The sequence below is a fragment of the Microcoleus sp. D2_18a_D3 genome (genome assembly GCF_036702455.1).
GTDB lineage: Bacteria > Cyanobacteriota > Cyanobacteriia > Cyanobacteriales > Microcoleaceae > Microcoleus.
On record NZ_JAUBTK010000018.1, the window covers coordinates 1 to 16550 of the forward strand.

The 16550-nt window shown below is 46.5% G+C and carries 9 protein-coding genes; 2 read left to right on the forward strand and 7 right to left on the reverse strand.

Annotated elements, in window-relative coordinates:
- From QUB06_RS10910 to QUB06_RS10920, 3 genes are all read right to left on the reverse strand, one after another.
- The coding region (locus QUB06_RS10910) for a leucine-rich repeat domain-containing protein (protein WP_333435302.1) at positions 1-2319 on the reverse strand (2319 nt) is incomplete at its 3' end.
- Positions 2320-2444: 125 nt separating this feature from the next.
- On the reverse strand, positions 2445-3485 hold the full coding sequence (locus tag QUB06_RS10915) for an ABC transporter permease (protein WP_333435303.1): 1041 nt from the start codon (positions 3483-3485) through the stop codon (positions 2445-2447).
- Positions 3486-3717: 232 nt separating this feature from the next.
- Entirely contained in the window at positions 3718-4230 is a 513-nt protein-coding gene (locus tag QUB06_RS10920; protein WP_190740620.1) for an adenine phosphoribosyltransferase, read from the reverse strand.
- 237 nt (positions 4231-4467) lie between these two features.
- On the opposite strand from QUB06_RS10920, the gene QUB06_RS10925 reads away from it, so the two are divergent.
- A complete protein-coding gene (locus QUB06_RS10925) occupies positions 4468-5634 on the forward strand; it encodes a pyridoxal phosphate-dependent aminotransferase (protein ID WP_333435304.1) in 1167 nt (388 codons plus the stop codon).
- Positions 5635-5974: 340 nt separating this feature from the next.
- On the opposite strand, the gene QUB06_RS10930 is transcribed toward QUB06_RS10925, so the two are convergent.
- Together QUB06_RS10930 and QUB06_RS10935 are read right to left on the reverse strand one after the other, a co-directional pair.
- Positions 5975-6748, reverse strand: a complete 774-nt coding sequence (locus QUB06_RS10930) for an RNA polymerase sigma factor SigF (protein ID WP_333408788.1) — start codon at positions 6746-6748, stop codon at positions 5975-5977.
- 462 nt (positions 6749-7210) lie between these two features.
- Positions 7211-8053 carry a photosystem II manganese-stabilizing polypeptide gene (locus tag QUB06_RS10935; protein WP_333435305.1) on the reverse strand — a complete coding sequence of 281 codons (843 nt, stop codon included), beginning with the start codon at positions 8051-8053 and terminating at the stop codon, positions 7211-7213.
- A gap of 399 nt (positions 8054-8452) precedes the next feature.
- Here QUB06_RS10935 and QUB06_RS10940 point away from each other — a divergent pair, with 399 nt between their 5' ends.
- Positions 8453-8815 carry a hypothetical protein gene (locus QUB06_RS10940; protein WP_333435306.1) on the forward strand — a complete coding sequence of 121 codons (363 nt, stop codon included), beginning with the start codon at positions 8453-8455 and terminating at the stop codon, positions 8813-8815.
- 66 nt (positions 8816-8881) lie between these two features.
- Here QUB06_RS10940 and QUB06_RS10945 read toward each other — a convergent pair whose 3' ends face one another.
- Both QUB06_RS10945 and QUB06_RS10950 read right to left on the reverse strand, forming a co-directional pair.
- Complete coding sequence (locus tag QUB06_RS10945; RefSeq protein WP_333435307.1) at positions 8882-10537, reverse strand: calcium-binding protein; 1656 nt, start codon at positions 10535-10537, stop codon at positions 8882-8884.
- 319 nt (positions 10538-10856) lie between these two features.
- Entirely contained in the window at positions 10857-16400 is a 5544-nt protein-coding gene (locus tag QUB06_RS10950) for a protein kinase domain-containing protein (protein ID WP_333435308.1), read from the reverse strand.
- Positions 16401-16550 lie beyond the last annotated feature (150 nt).

Below are 16550 nucleotides of genomic sequence, written 5' to 3' on the forward strand. Positions count from 1 at the left end.
CGCAGGTTCTCCTTCCGCGTGCAAGCGGTTTTGACTGTCAAAACGCAGGTGGCGGGGGCGATCGCACACCGCGCAAAACTTTTCAAAGTCAAATATCCAACCGCAATGCTCGAAAAGCAGGTTTTGCGAGCGAAGTATTTCTTGTGCCTTTTGGGAAAGATTGATGCCTAGTGAATAGATATAAAGTTCAGTCAAATAGATTGTTCTACACAAACTCGTGGGGGTTTCAGGGTATTTCAGGCCTAACAAATGATCGGGAAAAACATTCCCCATCGTTCGTTCCGATTGCTCAAATTCGTCAACTAATTCCCTCATTAGCGAACTCAGTGTGCTGTCTGCTTCGGACTCGATCCTTATGCGCTTGAACTCATACTCCCACACCGCCGGACTTGCAAATTCTCCCACACGGGACATCCATTTCCGGTCTAGATTTTTTCCCAATCTATTGCTGTATTCGTTTGAGCAGTTTTGTGAATCGTCGCCTTTGGGCAAGTTGAAGATTTGGAGAAAAGCGTCGCGGGGACTGGTGCAAATAATAACGGAGGGTTGTTCTAGCCCAATAGCGGCGTAGGCAACTTTGATGGCTTCTGTGGCTTTTTGAGCATCAATTGGCCTAGTCGAGAGAGTAAGACGTTTCTGCGCGAGTTCGCCTAACACGCACAAACCGGTAATTTGAATGTTGTAGAGATTCACTCCTGTCAGATTGGTGAGCTTACGCAAGGCGCTGATGTCGGTAATTTGATTGTCGCACAGCTCGAGTCTGGTCAGATTGATGAGCGAGCCGAGAGAGCTGATGTCGGTAATTTCAATGGTGCTGAGATTCAGTGCTGTCAGATTGGTGAGCGAGCCGAGCGAGCTGATGTCGGTAATGTAATTGTTGTCAAGAGACAGTATTCTCAGATTGGTGAGCGAGCCGAGCGAGCTGATGTCGATAATTTGATTGTCGCACAGATCGAGTATTGTCAGATTAGTGAGCGAGCCGAGGGAGCTGATGTCGGTAATTTGATTGTTGTCAAGAGACAGTGTGGTCAGATTGGTGAGCGAGCCGAGGAAGCTGATGTCGGTAATTTCATTGCTGTTGAGAGACAGTGTGGTCAGATTGGTGAGCGAGCCGAGGAAGCTGATGTCGGTAATTTGATTGTTGTAGAGATCGAGTATTGTCAGATTGGTGAGCGAGCCGAGGAAGCTGATGTCGGTAATTTCATTGCTGTTGAGATTGAGTGTGGTCAGATTGGTGAGCGAGCCGAGGAAGCTGATGTCGGTAATTTGATTTAAGCGGAGATTCAGTGTTGTCAGATTGGTGAGCGAGCCGAGGAAGCTGATGTCGGTAATTTGATTTAAGCGGAGATTCAGTGTTGTCAGATTGGTGAGCGAGCCGAGGAAGCTGAAGTCGGTAATTTGATTTAAGCGGAGATTCAGTGTTGTCAGATTGGCGAGCGAGCCGAGGAAGCTGATGTCGGTAATTTGATTGCTGTCGAGATGCAGTGCTGTCAGATTGGTGAGCGAGCCGAGAATGCTGATGTCGGTAATTTGATTGCCGCCGAGATTGAGTGTGGTCAGATTGGTGAGCGAGCCGAGGAAGCTGATGTCGGTAATTTGATTGCCGCCGAGATTGAGTGTGGTCAGATTGGTGAGCGAGCCGAGGAAGCTGATGTCGGTAATTTCATGGCTGTTGAGAGACAGTGTGTTGAGATTGGTGAGCGAGCCGAGGACGCTGATGTCGGTAATTTGATTTAAGCGGAGATCCAGTGCGGTCAGATTGGTGAGCGAGCCGAGGACGTTGATGTCGGTAATTTGATTTAAGCGGAGATCCAGTGTGGTCAGATTGGTGAGCGAGCCGATGACGCTGATGTCGGTAATTCGTCGATTGCTGTGGACATCCAGTGCGGTCAGATTGGTGAGCGAGCCAAGGAAGCTGAGGTCGGTAATTAGATTGCTGTTGAGATCCAGTGTGGTCAGATTAGTGAGCGAGCCGATGACGCTGATGTCGGTAATTAGATTGCCACCGAGAGACAGTGTTGTCAGATTGGTGAGCGAGTCGAGAGAGCTGATGTCGGTAATTTGATTTTTGCCGAGATCGAGTGTTGTCAGATTGGTGAGCGAGTCGAGGGAGCTGATGTCGGTAATTCTATTGTCGCACAGATCGAGTGTTGTCATGCTTGAAAGTATCTGCTCCGCTGCTTCAGGGTCATCAGTGCCAGCCTTTTTTAACAACACTTTAACTGTGTGCCTTGCCTGTTGTGAAAGGCTGTCAATATGCCTGCACCAGTCGGCAAAGCTACTAAAAACCATTGACTCGTTTGGTTGTTTTTCTGACATAAAACACTCCGAGATGGGTAATGGGAATACTGTTGACTGTTGACTGTTGACTGTTGACTGTTGACTGTTGACTGTTGACTATTACAAATCGCTCTTGCGTACCTTTTGTTACTGAATTAAGTTTTCTATTTCAAATCTTCCAGCTTAATCCGAGGATCGACAGCTTTCAGCAGCAAATCCGCCAACAAATTCCCCACAATCAACATCGTCGCACCCATCATCAAACTTGCCATTACTAAATACAAATCTTGATTGTTCACCGCATCCAAAGTCAGCTTTCCCAAACCCGGCCAATTAAAGAAAAATTCCGCAATAAACGCACCGCTCAACAAACTAGCAAACTCAAAACCCAATAGCGTAATCAACGGATTAACAGCATTCCGCAAAGCATGAATGTAAATTACTCGATCGTCCGGCAAACCTTTAGCCCGTGCTGTGCGGATGTAATCTTGACGCAGCACGTCCAACAATTGTCCGCGCATCAATCTTTGCAAACCAGCAAAACCAGTAACGCTGAGGGCGACAGTTGGCAAAATTAAGTGCCAGCCGTAATCGAGGATTTGACCCCACCAAGGTAAGTCTGCGTGGTCGATACTTGTCATTCCTCCGACGGGAAACAGAGGCGAAGTATTCTGAGCAAAAAATAGCAGCAGCAACGCTGTGATAAAGCTCGGAAATCCTTGTCCCGTGTAGCTGACTACTTGCAGAACTCGATCGACTGTGCGGTTTTGATTGACGGCGGCGACTATTCCCAAGGGAATCGCGATCGCCCAAGTTACAATCAAAGATGCGATCGCCATTAATAACGTCGCCGGTACCCGTTCCCACAGCAGCGAAGCTACGGATCGCTGATACACAAAACTCGTGCCAAAATTCCCCCGCGTCACAATTTGTTGCAGCCATAGCCAATACTGCACAATAGCTGGTTTATCTAAGCCGAACTGCTGTTCGAGTTGCTTGAGTGTCTCCGGCGAAATCTTGGGATTTTGGCTCAAAGTATCCAAGTAATTTCCCGGTGCTAGCTCAATAATTGCAAAACAAAGCATCGATGCCAAAAATAGCGTTAAAAGTGCCTGCAACAGTCGCTTGAAAACATAAGTAAATGTCTCGCTGCTAAACAGAGAACTCAACATTCGCCAATTTCGATTCAATTTAATAGAAGTCATAGGATTTTAGATTTTAGATTTTAGATTTTAGATTTGAAGAATTGTGAATGATATTAATTCCGGTTGCATCGGAATGATTTAACCACAGAGAACGCAGAGATCGCAGAGAAAGAGAAGAGAGAGATGAATAATTCCGATGCAAAGGTCAAGGATATTATTTGTCTGTAGTTTTTACTCAGCAGTCAACAGTCAACTGTCAACAGTCAACTGTCAACAGTCAACAGTTAACTAACTAATACTCCACTAGCGTGACGATTGGCACATCCGGCAATTTCTGCCTGCCGCCCAAAGCCTGCAATTCAATGATAAAAGCAAAACCGACAAGCTCGCAGCCAGCTTGCTCTAACAATTTAGCCGTCGCCGCCGCTGTTCCGCCAGTGGCGATTAAATCGTCCACAATCAGCACCCGGCTGCCGGATGTCATCGCATCTCGGTGCATCTCCAGTCGATCGACACCGTACTCCAACTCGTACTCAGCAAAATGAACCGCACCTGGCAGTTTCCCCGGTTTGCGGACAGGAATAAAGCCTATTCCCATTTTATAAGCCAACGGCGCGCCAAAGATAAAGCCCCGCGATTCCATGCCCACCACATAGTCAACAGACATTGCAGAGCATTTTTCCGCTAAGCTGTCAATGGTGTAGCTCAGCCCTTGCGGGTCGCGCAGCAAAGTTGTAATGTCTCGAAACATAATTCCCGGCTTCGGGAAATCAGGAATGTCGCGAATCAGAGATTTGAGATCCATAAGCTTGCAGATCCGGGTTGAGGGTAACGAGGCATCAAAAATGGTACAATAATAACGTCAAAATTTAAAAATTAAAAAATAAAAATTAAAACTAAGAGCTTCTTTAATTTTTATTCTTTAATTGCTTAATCCTTTACGTACTATGTAAACAAATGTCATAATTCCCTAACAACAGGGTTGAATATCAACATTTGTCACCCTATGATCTAAAGTCAAAAATCTAATATCTAAAATCCAATGATTAAGTTGGCAGCACGAGTGGGTGAGGTTCCTCCTTCTATAACCTTGGCGATCGCCGCTAAGGCTAAAGCCATGAAGGCCGAAGGGATTGATGTCTGTAGTTTGAGTACGGGAGAACCCGACTTTGATACCCCCGAACACATTAAAGCAGCGGCAAAACAAGCTTTAGACGCGGGGAAGACTAAGTACGGCCCGGTGTCTGGGGAACCGCAGTTAAAAGCTGCGATCGCCCGCAAACTCCAATCCGACAACAATCTCAACTATCAACCAGAAAATATCATTGTCACCAACGGCGGCAAGCATTCGCTCTACAATCTGATGATGGCTCTGATCGAGCCTGGAGAGGAAGTAATTATTCCGGCTCCCTACTGGCTAAGCTACCCTGAAATGGTGAAACTCGCTAGTGGCAAGCCAGTAATTGTACGGACTGATGCTTCTACAGGATATAAAATTACACCGGAACAACTGAGTAAAGCGATTACTCCCAAAACCAAGTTATTTGTACTGAATTCGCCTTCTAACCCGACGGGAATGGTGTATACTCCGGCGGAAATCAAAGCATTGGCCGAGGTGATAGTCGATCGAGATATTTTAGTCGTTTCTGACGAAATTTACGAAAAAATTATATATGACGGCGCCCAACACGTCAGCATCGGTTCGCTGGGCAAAGAAATCTTCGATCGCACTCTCATCAGCAGCGGTTTTGCTAAAGCTTACTCGATGACAGGCTGGCGAGTCGGTTATTTGGCCGGGCCGAGCGAATTAATTAAAGCCACCGGCACCATTCAAGGTCACAGTACCTCAAATGTGTGTACCTTTGCACAGTACGGCGCGATCGCAGCTTTGGAAAGCAGCCAAGAATCTGTCGAAACAATGCGTCTAGCTTTTGCCGAAAGGCGTCAGGTAATATTTGAATTACTCGATGCTATCCCTGGAATTAGCTGTATTAAACCAGACGGTGCTTTCTATATGTTTGTCAACATCAGCAAGACTGGAATGAATTCTCTGGAATTTTGCGACGCTTTCTTAGAACAGCAGCAAGTAGCAGTTATTCCAGGGATTGCGTTTGGTGCAGACGACCACATTCGCTTGTCTTACGCCACCGATTTAGGCACCATTAAAAAAGCCGTAGAAAGGCTCGATAAATTTGTCCGCAGCCTCTAAAAATTAGTTAGTAGTCATTAGTCATTAGTCATTTGTTATTTGTTCTTGGTAGCAACTGACTAATTACCGATCGCTGTTGACTATTGACTGTTGACTGACTACTGCTGACTGTTGACTAATACCAATTTTAAAAAGTCTTGCTACAGTAATTCTCTTATATAAATTATCCTTCATTCGCTCTCACTACCGGCCGGACACGGCAGTGCCGTTTCCCTACAGACGATAGCTGATAATTTATATGTAGGACTATTGCTGAGCAATGACCAATGACCAATGACTGCTGACCAATGACTGCTGACTAATGACTAATGACTAATGACTAATGACTAATGACTAATCACTAAAGCTGTTTAGTCATAATCTCTTTGAGCAAATCCAGCCCCTTCTTAACTCGCCGAGAAACAGTCACCGCACTGATACCCAAGCGTTCAGCGGTTTCCTTCTGCGTCAAATCGTAGAGAAAAACAAACTCCAATATCTCGCGAGTCCGTTGTTCCAACATCGCCAAAGCTTGCTGTACGCGAATTTGATCCTCTTGCGCCAACTGAAAACTCCGATACTTGCTATCGGGCACCAATTCTCCCAGACAAGTCGCCCCCTCATCTTCATCTTGCATCGGCGCGTCCAAACTCAGAGGCGATCTGTTGAGATGGGCCAACTTAATTTCTTGCCATTCTTGTACAGAAACCTCAAGGGCTGCTGCTACTTCAGCATCCGTAGGTTTGCGGTTTAACTGCACTTGCAAATCCTTGATCGCTGCTACAGATTTGCGTTCCAGGGACTGCCAGTGGCGGGGAAATCGCACAGAAGGGCTTTTGTCCCGCAAGTAGTGTTGAATTTCGCCCCGTATGTAGGGAATTGCAAAGGAACTAAAAGCGTGTCCCTTGGCGATATCAAACCGCTCGATCGCCCTGATCAACCCAATACATCCGACTTGCAGCAAATCGTCGTAGCTTTCACCGCACTGGTTGATCCAGTGGTAAACTTCTTTTCTGACCAGTCCAATATTCAGTTTAACTAACTGATTGCGGATTTCATTCGATCCAGAAACTTGGTACTCGCGCAACAATTGCAAATTTTCGCTTTTTAGCTCGTTCGGCACTGTGGTAGACATGGTGACATAAGGGTTGGTAGAGCAGAGGACTGAGGTTGCTTTAGATCTAGCTTCTAATCTAGTCTAAAAAAATTCACTTTTAGGTAGTGTAATCCTAGCACTTAATAGGTGTGATAGCGGACACACCTGTTTAACTTTCCGAAGGTGCAGGGATTCAGCGGGATTATCCGACGGTTTTCGGCATAAGGCAGACTTTTACCAGCTAGAAGGCTTTCGACCGAATCCCGAAGTTAACCAGGATTTTTGAAAATTATATTATAAGCTGAAAGCGCTGTAAATACCAAACTTTAATTAATAAAAAATCCCAACTTAATAACTTGCGACTGACCACAATTCAATCATAAATTTAGTCATTAGTCAACAGTCCTAAGTTATGTTGCTCAAGACTGTTGGCTAATGAAGAGCGAGCAGTACCTTTAGTACCAGAAACTGCTCAAGTTCGATCGATCCAGAAAGCCAATTTTACGATACAGAAGGCTCAATGCGAGCGTAAAACAAACCCCGAATTTTCACGTCCAGAGCCGGTCTAGCTCCCAAATCAGTATCCGAAGGCTGTGTGCTCTCAAAAATCCCGCCAACTTCGCCAGTGGCGCTGTTGACTTTAGCAACTTGGAGAGAAATTTTGCCCGCCTTGGTACGGGTGTCAGCAACCTTAACATTAGCCCGCACACGTTTGGAATTGTCAGTAGCCGGAAGCGCTACAGCATTGTCATAGCCAGTCGCTACCCCACGAGCTTTAGGGTCTAAAAAGCCTGCGCTGCGGTAAGAAGGAACGTTAAACTCCCCTCTCAAATCGGTGGAAGTATTGATAGCAACCACTCCGGGATCGGAACTGGCCACTAGCTGTTTAATGGTAAACAAGAAAGGTACTTGCTCTCCGCCCGGTAATTGAATCGTAATAGCTTGAAAATCCAAGCCGTCTTCTTCTGTGAAAGTCAGAGTTCCGTCAGTATCGACCTTGAGCGTACCTTGAACTTGGTCAATGCTCGACGTGAACCGTGTCAGCAATTTACCAGGCACAAATTCCGCTTCTTGGCGTTTGTTTGCTGGTTCTTCCTTCACAAAATAAGTTGTGGGCTGCAAACACAAACCAGTCAGTTTATAGGTGGCACCCGCTTCGATGGGGATCGATCCCCGAGAAGTTTCTGCCAAGCTAGGGCAGTTATTAGCCAAGCCAGTACCTCTAATCTCGTCGTAGGTGAGCAACTCAGTAGTCGCCACCGTCGTGTCAGAAGCAGAAGAACAAGCAACCAGCGCACTCATGCAAAATGCTAAAAGTGCAACAATTAAAGCACGATATTTCATTGCAAACCTCAATATCCACCATCGGATTATATTAAGAAAAAGCCCTAGTTCGAGCAAAATATAATTGCCCGCCGGCAGGCTAGGCCAGCGCTTAGGGCAGCATTTAGATCCAGATCGCTCGCTTCACCGAGACCGGCATTGACTCAAAAAATCAAGCTAGTGCGCCGTGAAAATAAGCATGAACTTATGATTTCTCAAAGGTTCGGATCGCAGCCCAATACACATGGTACGACGGGTTGTGCTCTTTTCCTGACTTGGACTGCAAATTAATATTGCTTAAGTCAACCTACTTAAGTTACTTTGCTTATGACCCCGAATGGCGATCGCGACTAGCTCGATTAGTCGATTGACCAAAAGGCTGGGGACAAAGGCCTTGTAGATTTCAAAGGAAGCAGCGGTATGGACAACGGCAAAGATTTAGAGTCAGAAAAGTTGCAGTCTCAAATGCACTCGCTGACAGAGGCGATTCGGACTTTAGCCGAAAGTTGTCAGGGAGACAGTCTGCTGCTTTTGGCCCTGCTGCGGAGGCTGGAAGCTTCGCACCGGGAAATTCGGGACGGTTTGTTTCAAGCGTCTTTTCCCGACAACCGCCAAGCACTTTACAAACTGCTCAGGAATATTGAAGCCAATGGCGGCTGGCCTTACATCCACCGCATGAAACTTCGATCGCTCTTGGGGTACAGCCAACAATTATCTCCTCTAGAAGATTCTCCAGCCGAGTCGCCACAAGACTCGGCCGAAACTCCCCAAGACGTGAAATAGTTTTGAGTTATGAGTTATGAGTTTATGTAAAACTCACAAACTCATAACTGAGCTGCGCGATCGCACCTAGAACCCGTAAGGTGTAGGAGGTAAGGGTATCGGGTTCGGCACCGTCGGGAATATCGGCGTCTGACCAGGCGGCATTGGCCATAGTCCGGGCGTCGGAGGGATCGAACTAATTGATAGCAGAGGCGAATCAGGCACGCTAACTGTCGGCGGAATCGGAATTCTCGAAGCAGTCGGCGTTGGAGTCGGAGTTGGTGCTGCGGTGGGAGTCGGAGTCGGTGCTGCTGTGGGAGTCGGAGTCGGTGCTGCTGTGGGAGTCGGCGTCGGTGCTGCTGTGGGAGTCGGAGTTGGAGTTGGAGTTGGAGTTGGCGTCGGTGCTGCTGTGGGAGTCGGAGTTGGAGTTGGAGTTGGAGTTGGAGTTGGAGTTGGAGTTGGAGTCGGAGTCGGAGTCGGAGTCGGAGTTGGAGTTGGAGTTGGAGTTGGAGCATCAGTTGCAGCCTCCGTTGCAGCCCCAGTTATATCTGTAGTTGTGGTTGTAACTGTGGTTGTAACTGTAGTCCTAGTTGGTCTGGGGGTAGCCGTCCCAGTCACAGCGATAAAATCATTCGCCTCGATCAGCGCCGCCGGAGTGTCGATCAAAATTGCTAAAAGCTTGCCGTCGAGCGTCGTAATTACTGTATCCCTGACATTTGCACCGTTACCTTGCCGAACTTGCAGTTGAGCGAAAGATAAATTGCTCGGCAGTCCAAAGAAATCCTCTGTGTCATTGTAATCAGTAATTAAAGCCAAACTGCCAGGCCCGGCTCCCAATCCAAAGACATCGCTGCCGCTGCCGCCAGTCAGAGTATCCGAACCCTCGCCTCCGATTAAAGAATCATTACCTTCTGCCCCAAATAAATTGTCATTGCCGAAACCTCCCAAAATTGTATCGTCGCCGATACCTCCAGCCAAGGAGTCATCGCCAAAACCGCCGTCGATACCATCATTACCTTTGCCACCAAACAGGAAGTCATTGCCTTCATCTCCCAGTACCGAGTCGTCGGCTTCATCGCCGCGAAGGGTATCGGAACCGGTGCCGCCAAAAACTGTATCGTCAGCCTTGCCGCCGAATATCTGGTCATTACCAGCGTCTCCCAAGAGCGAATCGTTGGCGGCATTGCCGTACAAAGTGTCGTCGCCGTCGCTGGCACTCAAGTAATCGTTGCCCTCACCGCCCAACAGTTGATCCCTGCCGCTACCGCCGTTGAGAGAATCGTTCCCAAAATTCCCGTAGAGAAAGTCGTCATCAGCATTCCCGAACACGGAATCGTCGCCGTCATTCCCTGTGAGGGTGTCGTTGCCAGTACCGCCGGCAATCACATCAAAGCCTGCGTTCCCACTAACTAAGTCGTCCCCTGCATCTCCCAACACGCTGTCTATCCCGTCGTTGCCGTCGAGGATGTCGTTGCCCAAACCGCCGCGAATCGAGTCGTCGCCGTTGCCGCCGGAAGCAGAATCGCGGCCTTGGTTGCCAATAAGTTCGTCATTTCCTTCACCGCCAATCAGCGAATCTGATCCGTCACCTCCAAGAAGCTGGTCGTTGCCGCCGTCGCCCTCTAGGGTGTCATCTCCTCCCGCACCCAGAGGCGTGTCATCGCCATCTAAGCCGCGAATTCGATCGCCCAGCGGAGTCCCTAGAATAAAGTCGTTGCTGTCTGTGCCGATCAGGTTTGTCATACGGGATACACCGGTCCTCAATAAAATAAATTGTTTGAAATTAGGTTAATCGCCTTCGTGACAAGGGATTGCTGCTTGCCTAGGTTAGCATAATTGAGATTTTGGCAATCTGGTCTTGGGCGCGGGAAGTTTTGCCCGTGTCCGCCGTTGCGATCGGGGCTGGTATAATGCCCGATTAGTCATTAGTCATTAGTCATTAGTCATTAGTCATTAGTCATTAGTCATTAGTTAACAGTTAACAGTTAACAGTTAACAGTTAACAGTCAACAGTTAACAGTCAACAGTCAACAGTCAACAGTCAACAGTCAACAGTCAACTTTTATGCGCTAATAGGTAACACTATCTCAAATTCACTTCCTCCCCCCAAAGTAGAATTGACATTAATTGTTCCACCGTGGGTTTCGACTACAATCTGGCGGGCGATCGCCAATCCTAACCCAGTACCTTTTCCTACTGGCTTCGTTGTGAACAAATGGTCAAAAATACGCTGTTTCACTGATTCTGTCATTCCCGCACCGTTATCAGCAATCTGAATTTTGATGTGCCGATCGCCCAACAGACGGGTACGAACTGTGATACAGTGTGGAGTTGCTTTAAGAGCCTCGAAACTGCGTCCTTGGTTTGATTCTTCTAGAGCATCGATCGCGTTAGCAAGCAGGTTCATAAAGACTTGGTTCAGTTGACCGGGAAAGCATTCGATTTGGGGGAGATTGCCGTAGTCTGTGACGACTTCGATCGCGGGATGGTGTTCGTTGGCTTTCAGGCGGTGTTTCAAAATCAAGATGGTGCTGTCAATGCCCTCATGGATATTAAACGGAACTTTGTAGTCTTTATCGGCTCTGGAAAAGGTGCGGAGGCTGGTGCTAATGCCGCGAATGCGATCGCACCCCACTTTCATCGACAACAGCATCTTTGGCAAATCTTCTAAGGCATACTCTAAATCAATATCCTCAGCATCTTCTTCAATTTCTTTGCCAGGATTGGGCAGTTTTTCTTGATATAATTTTAAGTGATTAATCAAATCTTTAATCGTGATAGTTGCTTCCTCAATATTGCCGCTAATAAAGCCGACAGGATTATTAATTTCGTGGGCTATTCCTGTTACTAGATTGCCCAAGGTGGACATTTTCTCGCTTTGCACGATCTGTAACTGTGCTTCCTGCAAATCAAGGAGCGATCGCTCTAATTCTTGTGCATAACTTTGAGATTTTTGGTACAATCGAGCATTTTCTATAGAGATAGCCGCTTGGACGCACAAAAGTTGGATGACTTCAGTGCGATCGTCTGTAAATGCAGCAACTGTCAAGTTATTTTCTAGATAGAGCAACCCGATTAATTTACCCTGATTTAAAATCGGCGTGCACAGCACACTTTTGGGCTTTTTCAGCATCAAATACAGATCGGCAATAAAATCGTTTCGTACTGCTGCATTATCCAAAACCACAGTTTTCCAAGTCCGCTTAACATAGTTAAGCACAGCAGCGGGAACCTCGTCGCTAGGTGACAGCGGTACAGACATTGAGATGACATCTTGATGGAAGGAAGCTACAGCTTCGATGGCGAGATTCCCATCCTTAACCAACAGCAGAACTGCTTTGGTTGCCCCGGCATTTTCCATCACCACAGACATCAGTGCAGCCAGTAATTTTTCTAATTGAATTTCACTCGATAGAGCCTGAGAGGCTTTGAGAATAGTCGCAAAATCCAGGGCTTCGTAAATACTGTTGCTGCTAGATAGACTTGTGTGGAAGGTTTGATGTAAAATTGACGATTTATTGATTTTTTGGAGGCAAGTTTCGCTGATTCCAAAACGATTTTCTCTTGCCTGCAATATGGGAGCAAGAAGTTGGGGATAGCGTTTTTCTAAGTCATCGATTTTGGCTTTCGCACCCCAGCGAGCATAACAGTAGTAGGCTTCTTGCATATAAGCTTGCGCCACTTTTTCTTTGCCCCAGTCGAGGTAGAATTTAGCTGCTAGTTCGTTGGCGAGGGCTTGTTCTTGGATGTATTCGTTTTCTTTCGCTCCGACGATCGCGCGATCGTAGAAATCCGCTGCTTCATAATTTCTTAACAGCACGCGATACCGCTCTGCCTCTACAAGATCGTGTTTGTGCAAATAGTTCATAGGGGCGTAGTTCGCCCAATTTTTTATTTTCTTTTGATTGGCAGCAACTTCTGTTAGGTACTGCTGTTGTTTCTCTGGTGAAACATCCCCGTAATTTCGGAGACGTGCCAGCGAGTCGTATGTATGAAATAACGGGAGTAGAATTGAGCCAGAGCCACCATCCAGATACGGTATTGTTTTGATGGCACAATCTACAGCAGCCTGTGAATCGTCGGCGAACAAATAGACAAGGATAAGTTTGTGGAGATAGTAATAAATTAGCCCCAAGCGGTTATTTTGCTTGTGGTGCTGAGGCAGCACGCTCCTTTCATCATAAACGGCTCCAGCGAGCATCAAAGGATCTGTTGATTTTCCTTGCCAGTTTAAAACGGCTTGATGAGTTATATTATGAATTTGCAAGATGCTATCTTGATGTTGTTTTCGCATAAATTCGGCAAACCCATCCATTTGAGTTTCCAGATGGGAAAGTTCGACTGCACCGCTAAAGAACGCTAATTGACCGTATCGTTCAACCGCATAGGCTGCGTGTTCTAGATCGCCAGTATTCACTCCACTGGTGTAAGCTTTTAGCATTAAATTAAAAGTTGATTGGATGGCAGTTTTCCAGGGTAGGGTAAAGTAGGTAGCGACAAATGTTGAGGCGGAGCGAAATGCTTCTGCTTCAATCCTATCCAACAAAGCGAGGGCTAATTTTCCTGCCTCATACCCTATTTCAATATCATCCCGCAAACAACAAAGAATGAGGCCTAAGCCTGCATAGGCGTGGGTGTGAGCCGGAGCATTTCCATAGCGCAGTGCCAATTTCACCTGCTGAAAAAGCAGAATTGGCAATAGGTTGAATTGCGCCATGTGAGCAACCGGACACAGGCTAGCGAGAATGCGGGTGGCAGCGAGAATTGCGCGATCGCCCATTTCAGGAAGATCGATCAACTCAGAAATACTTCTGCCTTCGAGCGCTGTTTCCATTTCGTTAAATGCCTGTTCTATGTCAGAGGGTGTGGCGTTTTTAGGGAGGGAAATTTCGAGGAAATTGAGAATTTTTAGCCCCAAGTCGATCGCCTCTTGCAACTGATTTTGGGCTTTTAAGGCTTGCAGTTTGACTTCATAAGCTGCTAACCGATCCTCAAGGGTGCGAGCATGGCTCAGAATATCGGCAATAGAGTTGTTCATTACCTCAAAGCTGCCAGAAAGATAAGCCGCTTCTGCCGAACAGTTTCTCAGAGCTAGCATTAAATCGTAATTTGCCTGCCAAGCATCCTCCCCCAAGAGGGAGATACCTATCGAGGCGTATTCTCTGGCTGCTGCGAAGGCAGTGGTTTCGCGAGCTTTTGTGGCAGCAATGCGGTTGAGCTTGGCGATCGTCAGGATTTCCTCTGAAGAATCAACGATTTCAAGGCATTGGTTGAACTGGTTAACAATTTGGAAAAGGTCACTTTCTCGGTTCTCAGATGAAGCTTCTAGCAACAGTCTGGCAATTCTCAAGTGGCTAGCTTGTTTTTGGTTGTCCGCAATCAGGGAATAAGCGGCTTGTTGGACGCGATCGTGCAGAAAACGATACCCAACATTTGCGATGTTGTCAGTATTCGTATTATCTACATCATCATGGTTCAAATAAAATTTATACACTTCACTTTGCGGCCGAATTAATCCTTCTTGCAAAGCTTTCCACAAAGCATCTGCCGCCTCGACTTGGGATTTTTCTGAAACAATTGCTAAGGTATTAATATCGAAAGAGTTGCCAATACAAGCCGCAACTTTCAAAATTTCTTGAGTTTGGGCAGGCAATTTCTGCAACTGCTGCGCCATAAATTGTACTACATCCGATGTGAGAGATAGCACATTGATTTGAGCAATATCGCACTCCCAATAGCCCCGATAGGGATTAAATACAATCAGCCCATCTTCGTGTAATGCCTTGAGGAACTGAGTGGTAAAAAAGGGATTGCCTTGGGTTTTACGATAGATTAATTCTGTCAGCATTTTTGCCGCAACATGGTTACACTGCAACGTATCTGCGACTAACTGATTTGTATCGGAGAATGCTAGAGGAGCGAGGGTAATTGTATTGACAGTTTTTCCAGTTTTTTTCAGTTCGTCTAATGTTAACATGAAGGGATGAACAGGTGAAACTTCATTATCTCGATAAGCTCCCAATACCAGTAAATAACTATTGTTTTCCATCAGCAGTTTTATCAACTGTAATGAAGCTAAATCAGACCACTGCCAGTCATCGAGAAACATCACTAACGGATGCGAGCTGGTTGCAAACAGAGCAATAAATTTTTGGAACAATAAGTTAAAGCGATTCTGGGCTGCCGTTCCCGATAGTTCTGGTGCCGGAGGTTGCTTGCCGATAATAATTTCTAGTTCGGGGATTACCTCAATCAAAACTTGACCGTTGCCGCCGATCGCTTCTAAAATCCTGGTGCGCCATTGAGCTAATTGCCTGTCGGATTCTGAGAACAATTGTCCCATCAAATCCCGCAATGCTTGTACGAAGGCACTGAAGGGAATGTTGCGATTAAATTGGTCGAATTTGCCTTTGATGAAATAGCCTTTTTGACGGGTAATTGGCTTGTGAACTTCGTTGATGACGGCGGTTTTGCCTAGGCCAGAAAATCCTGCTACTAGCATCATTTCGCCCTCAATGATTCCCCCCGAACTTTGCGGAACCAGTCCGTTGCCCCGATCCTCCGCGTTGCAGGAACTGGCGTGGGATTGAGGAGGTTTGGCAACGCGATTCTCCGGTGGATGCGCTACGCGCTCGAAGCTTTCTAAAAGTCTCTTAACTTCTGTCTCTCTACCGTAGAGTTTTTCGGGGATGAGGAAGCGATCGCACACATCCTTCTGGGCGAGCGTAAAACTCTGTATCCTACCGTTTTCTTCAAGTTGCTTCAAACAAAATTCTAAATCGAATTTCAGTCCCAACGCACTCTGATAGCGGTCTTCGGCATTCTTTGCCATTAATTTGCTGACAATCTCCGAGAGAACCGGCGGGATTTCGGGATTGATTTCATGCAGTGATGGCGGTTGCTTGGCAATATGACAGTGTACCAATTCCATCGCATCGTTGGATTGAAACGGCAATTTTCCCGCCAGCAATTCGTAAAAACTCACCCCCAAAGAGTAAAAGTCAGTGCGGTAGTCAATGCCGCGATTCATCCTTCCCGTTTGTTCGGGAGACAAATAGCCGAGTGTCCCTTCTAGCACGTTAGGATTCATCAGGGTTTGAGTTTCCCTTGGCAGCAAAGAGGCTATGCTAAAGTCAATAAGTTTAACTTGTTTTGTGTGGGGATTAATTAAAATATTGGCTGGTTTAATGTCTTTGTGAATTATCCGGTGGCGATAGAGTATATCTAATGTATTGCTCAGGTCGATCGCCACTTGCAAAAAGTCGCTCAGAGACGGCCGAGTTTCCCCTTTTTCCGTCCATTCTTTCAGAGAAATTCCCCCAAAGTCTTCCATTACCAACGCATAGCTGTTTTGGTAGGGTTCCAAACTGTAGGTTTCGATGATCCCGGGCAAGTTGAGGTTTTTGGCGATCGTGTACTGATTGCGAAAGTGCACCAGTTCCCTGAAGCTGGGATACTCGTTCCGCAAGACTTTGATGGCTACTGGCTGTTTGTCGTCAATACGGAAAGCTCGATAAACTAGGGTGCGAGTTCCTGAGTAAAGGGGAGCGAGAGTTTGATAACCTGTCAATCTAAAATTTATACTTGTAAAATTTATACTTGCCATACTTTTATTGTTCCCGTCATTAGCGGGCTATTTCCACATTAGCAGAAGCCAATACAGTTTCCAAGTCCCGTGATTGTTATTTTAAATCAAGATGACATATATCGCTCAATGTTTGTGATGGGGATCACTGAACTAAGGCCGTTTAAAAAC

What these genes read in the sequence shown, in the direction of transcription:
- QUB06_RS10915 (WP_333435303.1), bottom strand. Translation starts at nt 3,485, where the DNA reads ATGACTTCTATTAAATTGAATCGAAATTGGCGAATGTTGAGTTCTCTG.
- QUB06_RS10920 (WP_190740620.1), bottom strand. Translation starts at nt 4,230, where the DNA reads ATGGATCTCAAATCTCTGATTCGCGACATTCCTGATTTCCCGAAGCCG.
- QUB06_RS10925 (WP_333435304.1), top strand. Translation starts at nt 4,468, where the DNA reads ATGATTAAGTTGGCAGCACGAGTGGGTGAGGTTCCTCCTTCTATAACC.
- QUB06_RS10930 (WP_333408788.1), bottom strand. Translation starts at nt 6,748, where the DNA reads ATGTCTACCACAGTGCCGAACGAGCTAAAAAGCGAAAATTTGCAATTG.
- QUB06_RS10935 (WP_333435305.1), bottom strand. Translation starts at nt 8,053, where the DNA reads ATGAAATATCGTGCTTTAATTGTTGCACTTTTAGCATTTTGCATGAGT.
- QUB06_RS10940 (WP_333435306.1), top strand. Translation starts at nt 8,453, where the DNA reads ATGGACAACGGCAAAGATTTAGAGTCAGAAAAGTTGCAGTCTCAAATG.
- QUB06_RS10945 (WP_333435307.1), bottom strand. Translation starts at nt 10,537, where the DNA reads ATGACAAACCTGATCGGCACAGACAGCAACGACTTTATTCTAGGGACT.
- QUB06_RS10950 (WP_333435308.1), bottom strand. Translation starts at nt 16,400, where the DNA reads ATGGCAAGTATAAATTTTACAAGTATAAATTTTAGATTGACAGGTTAT.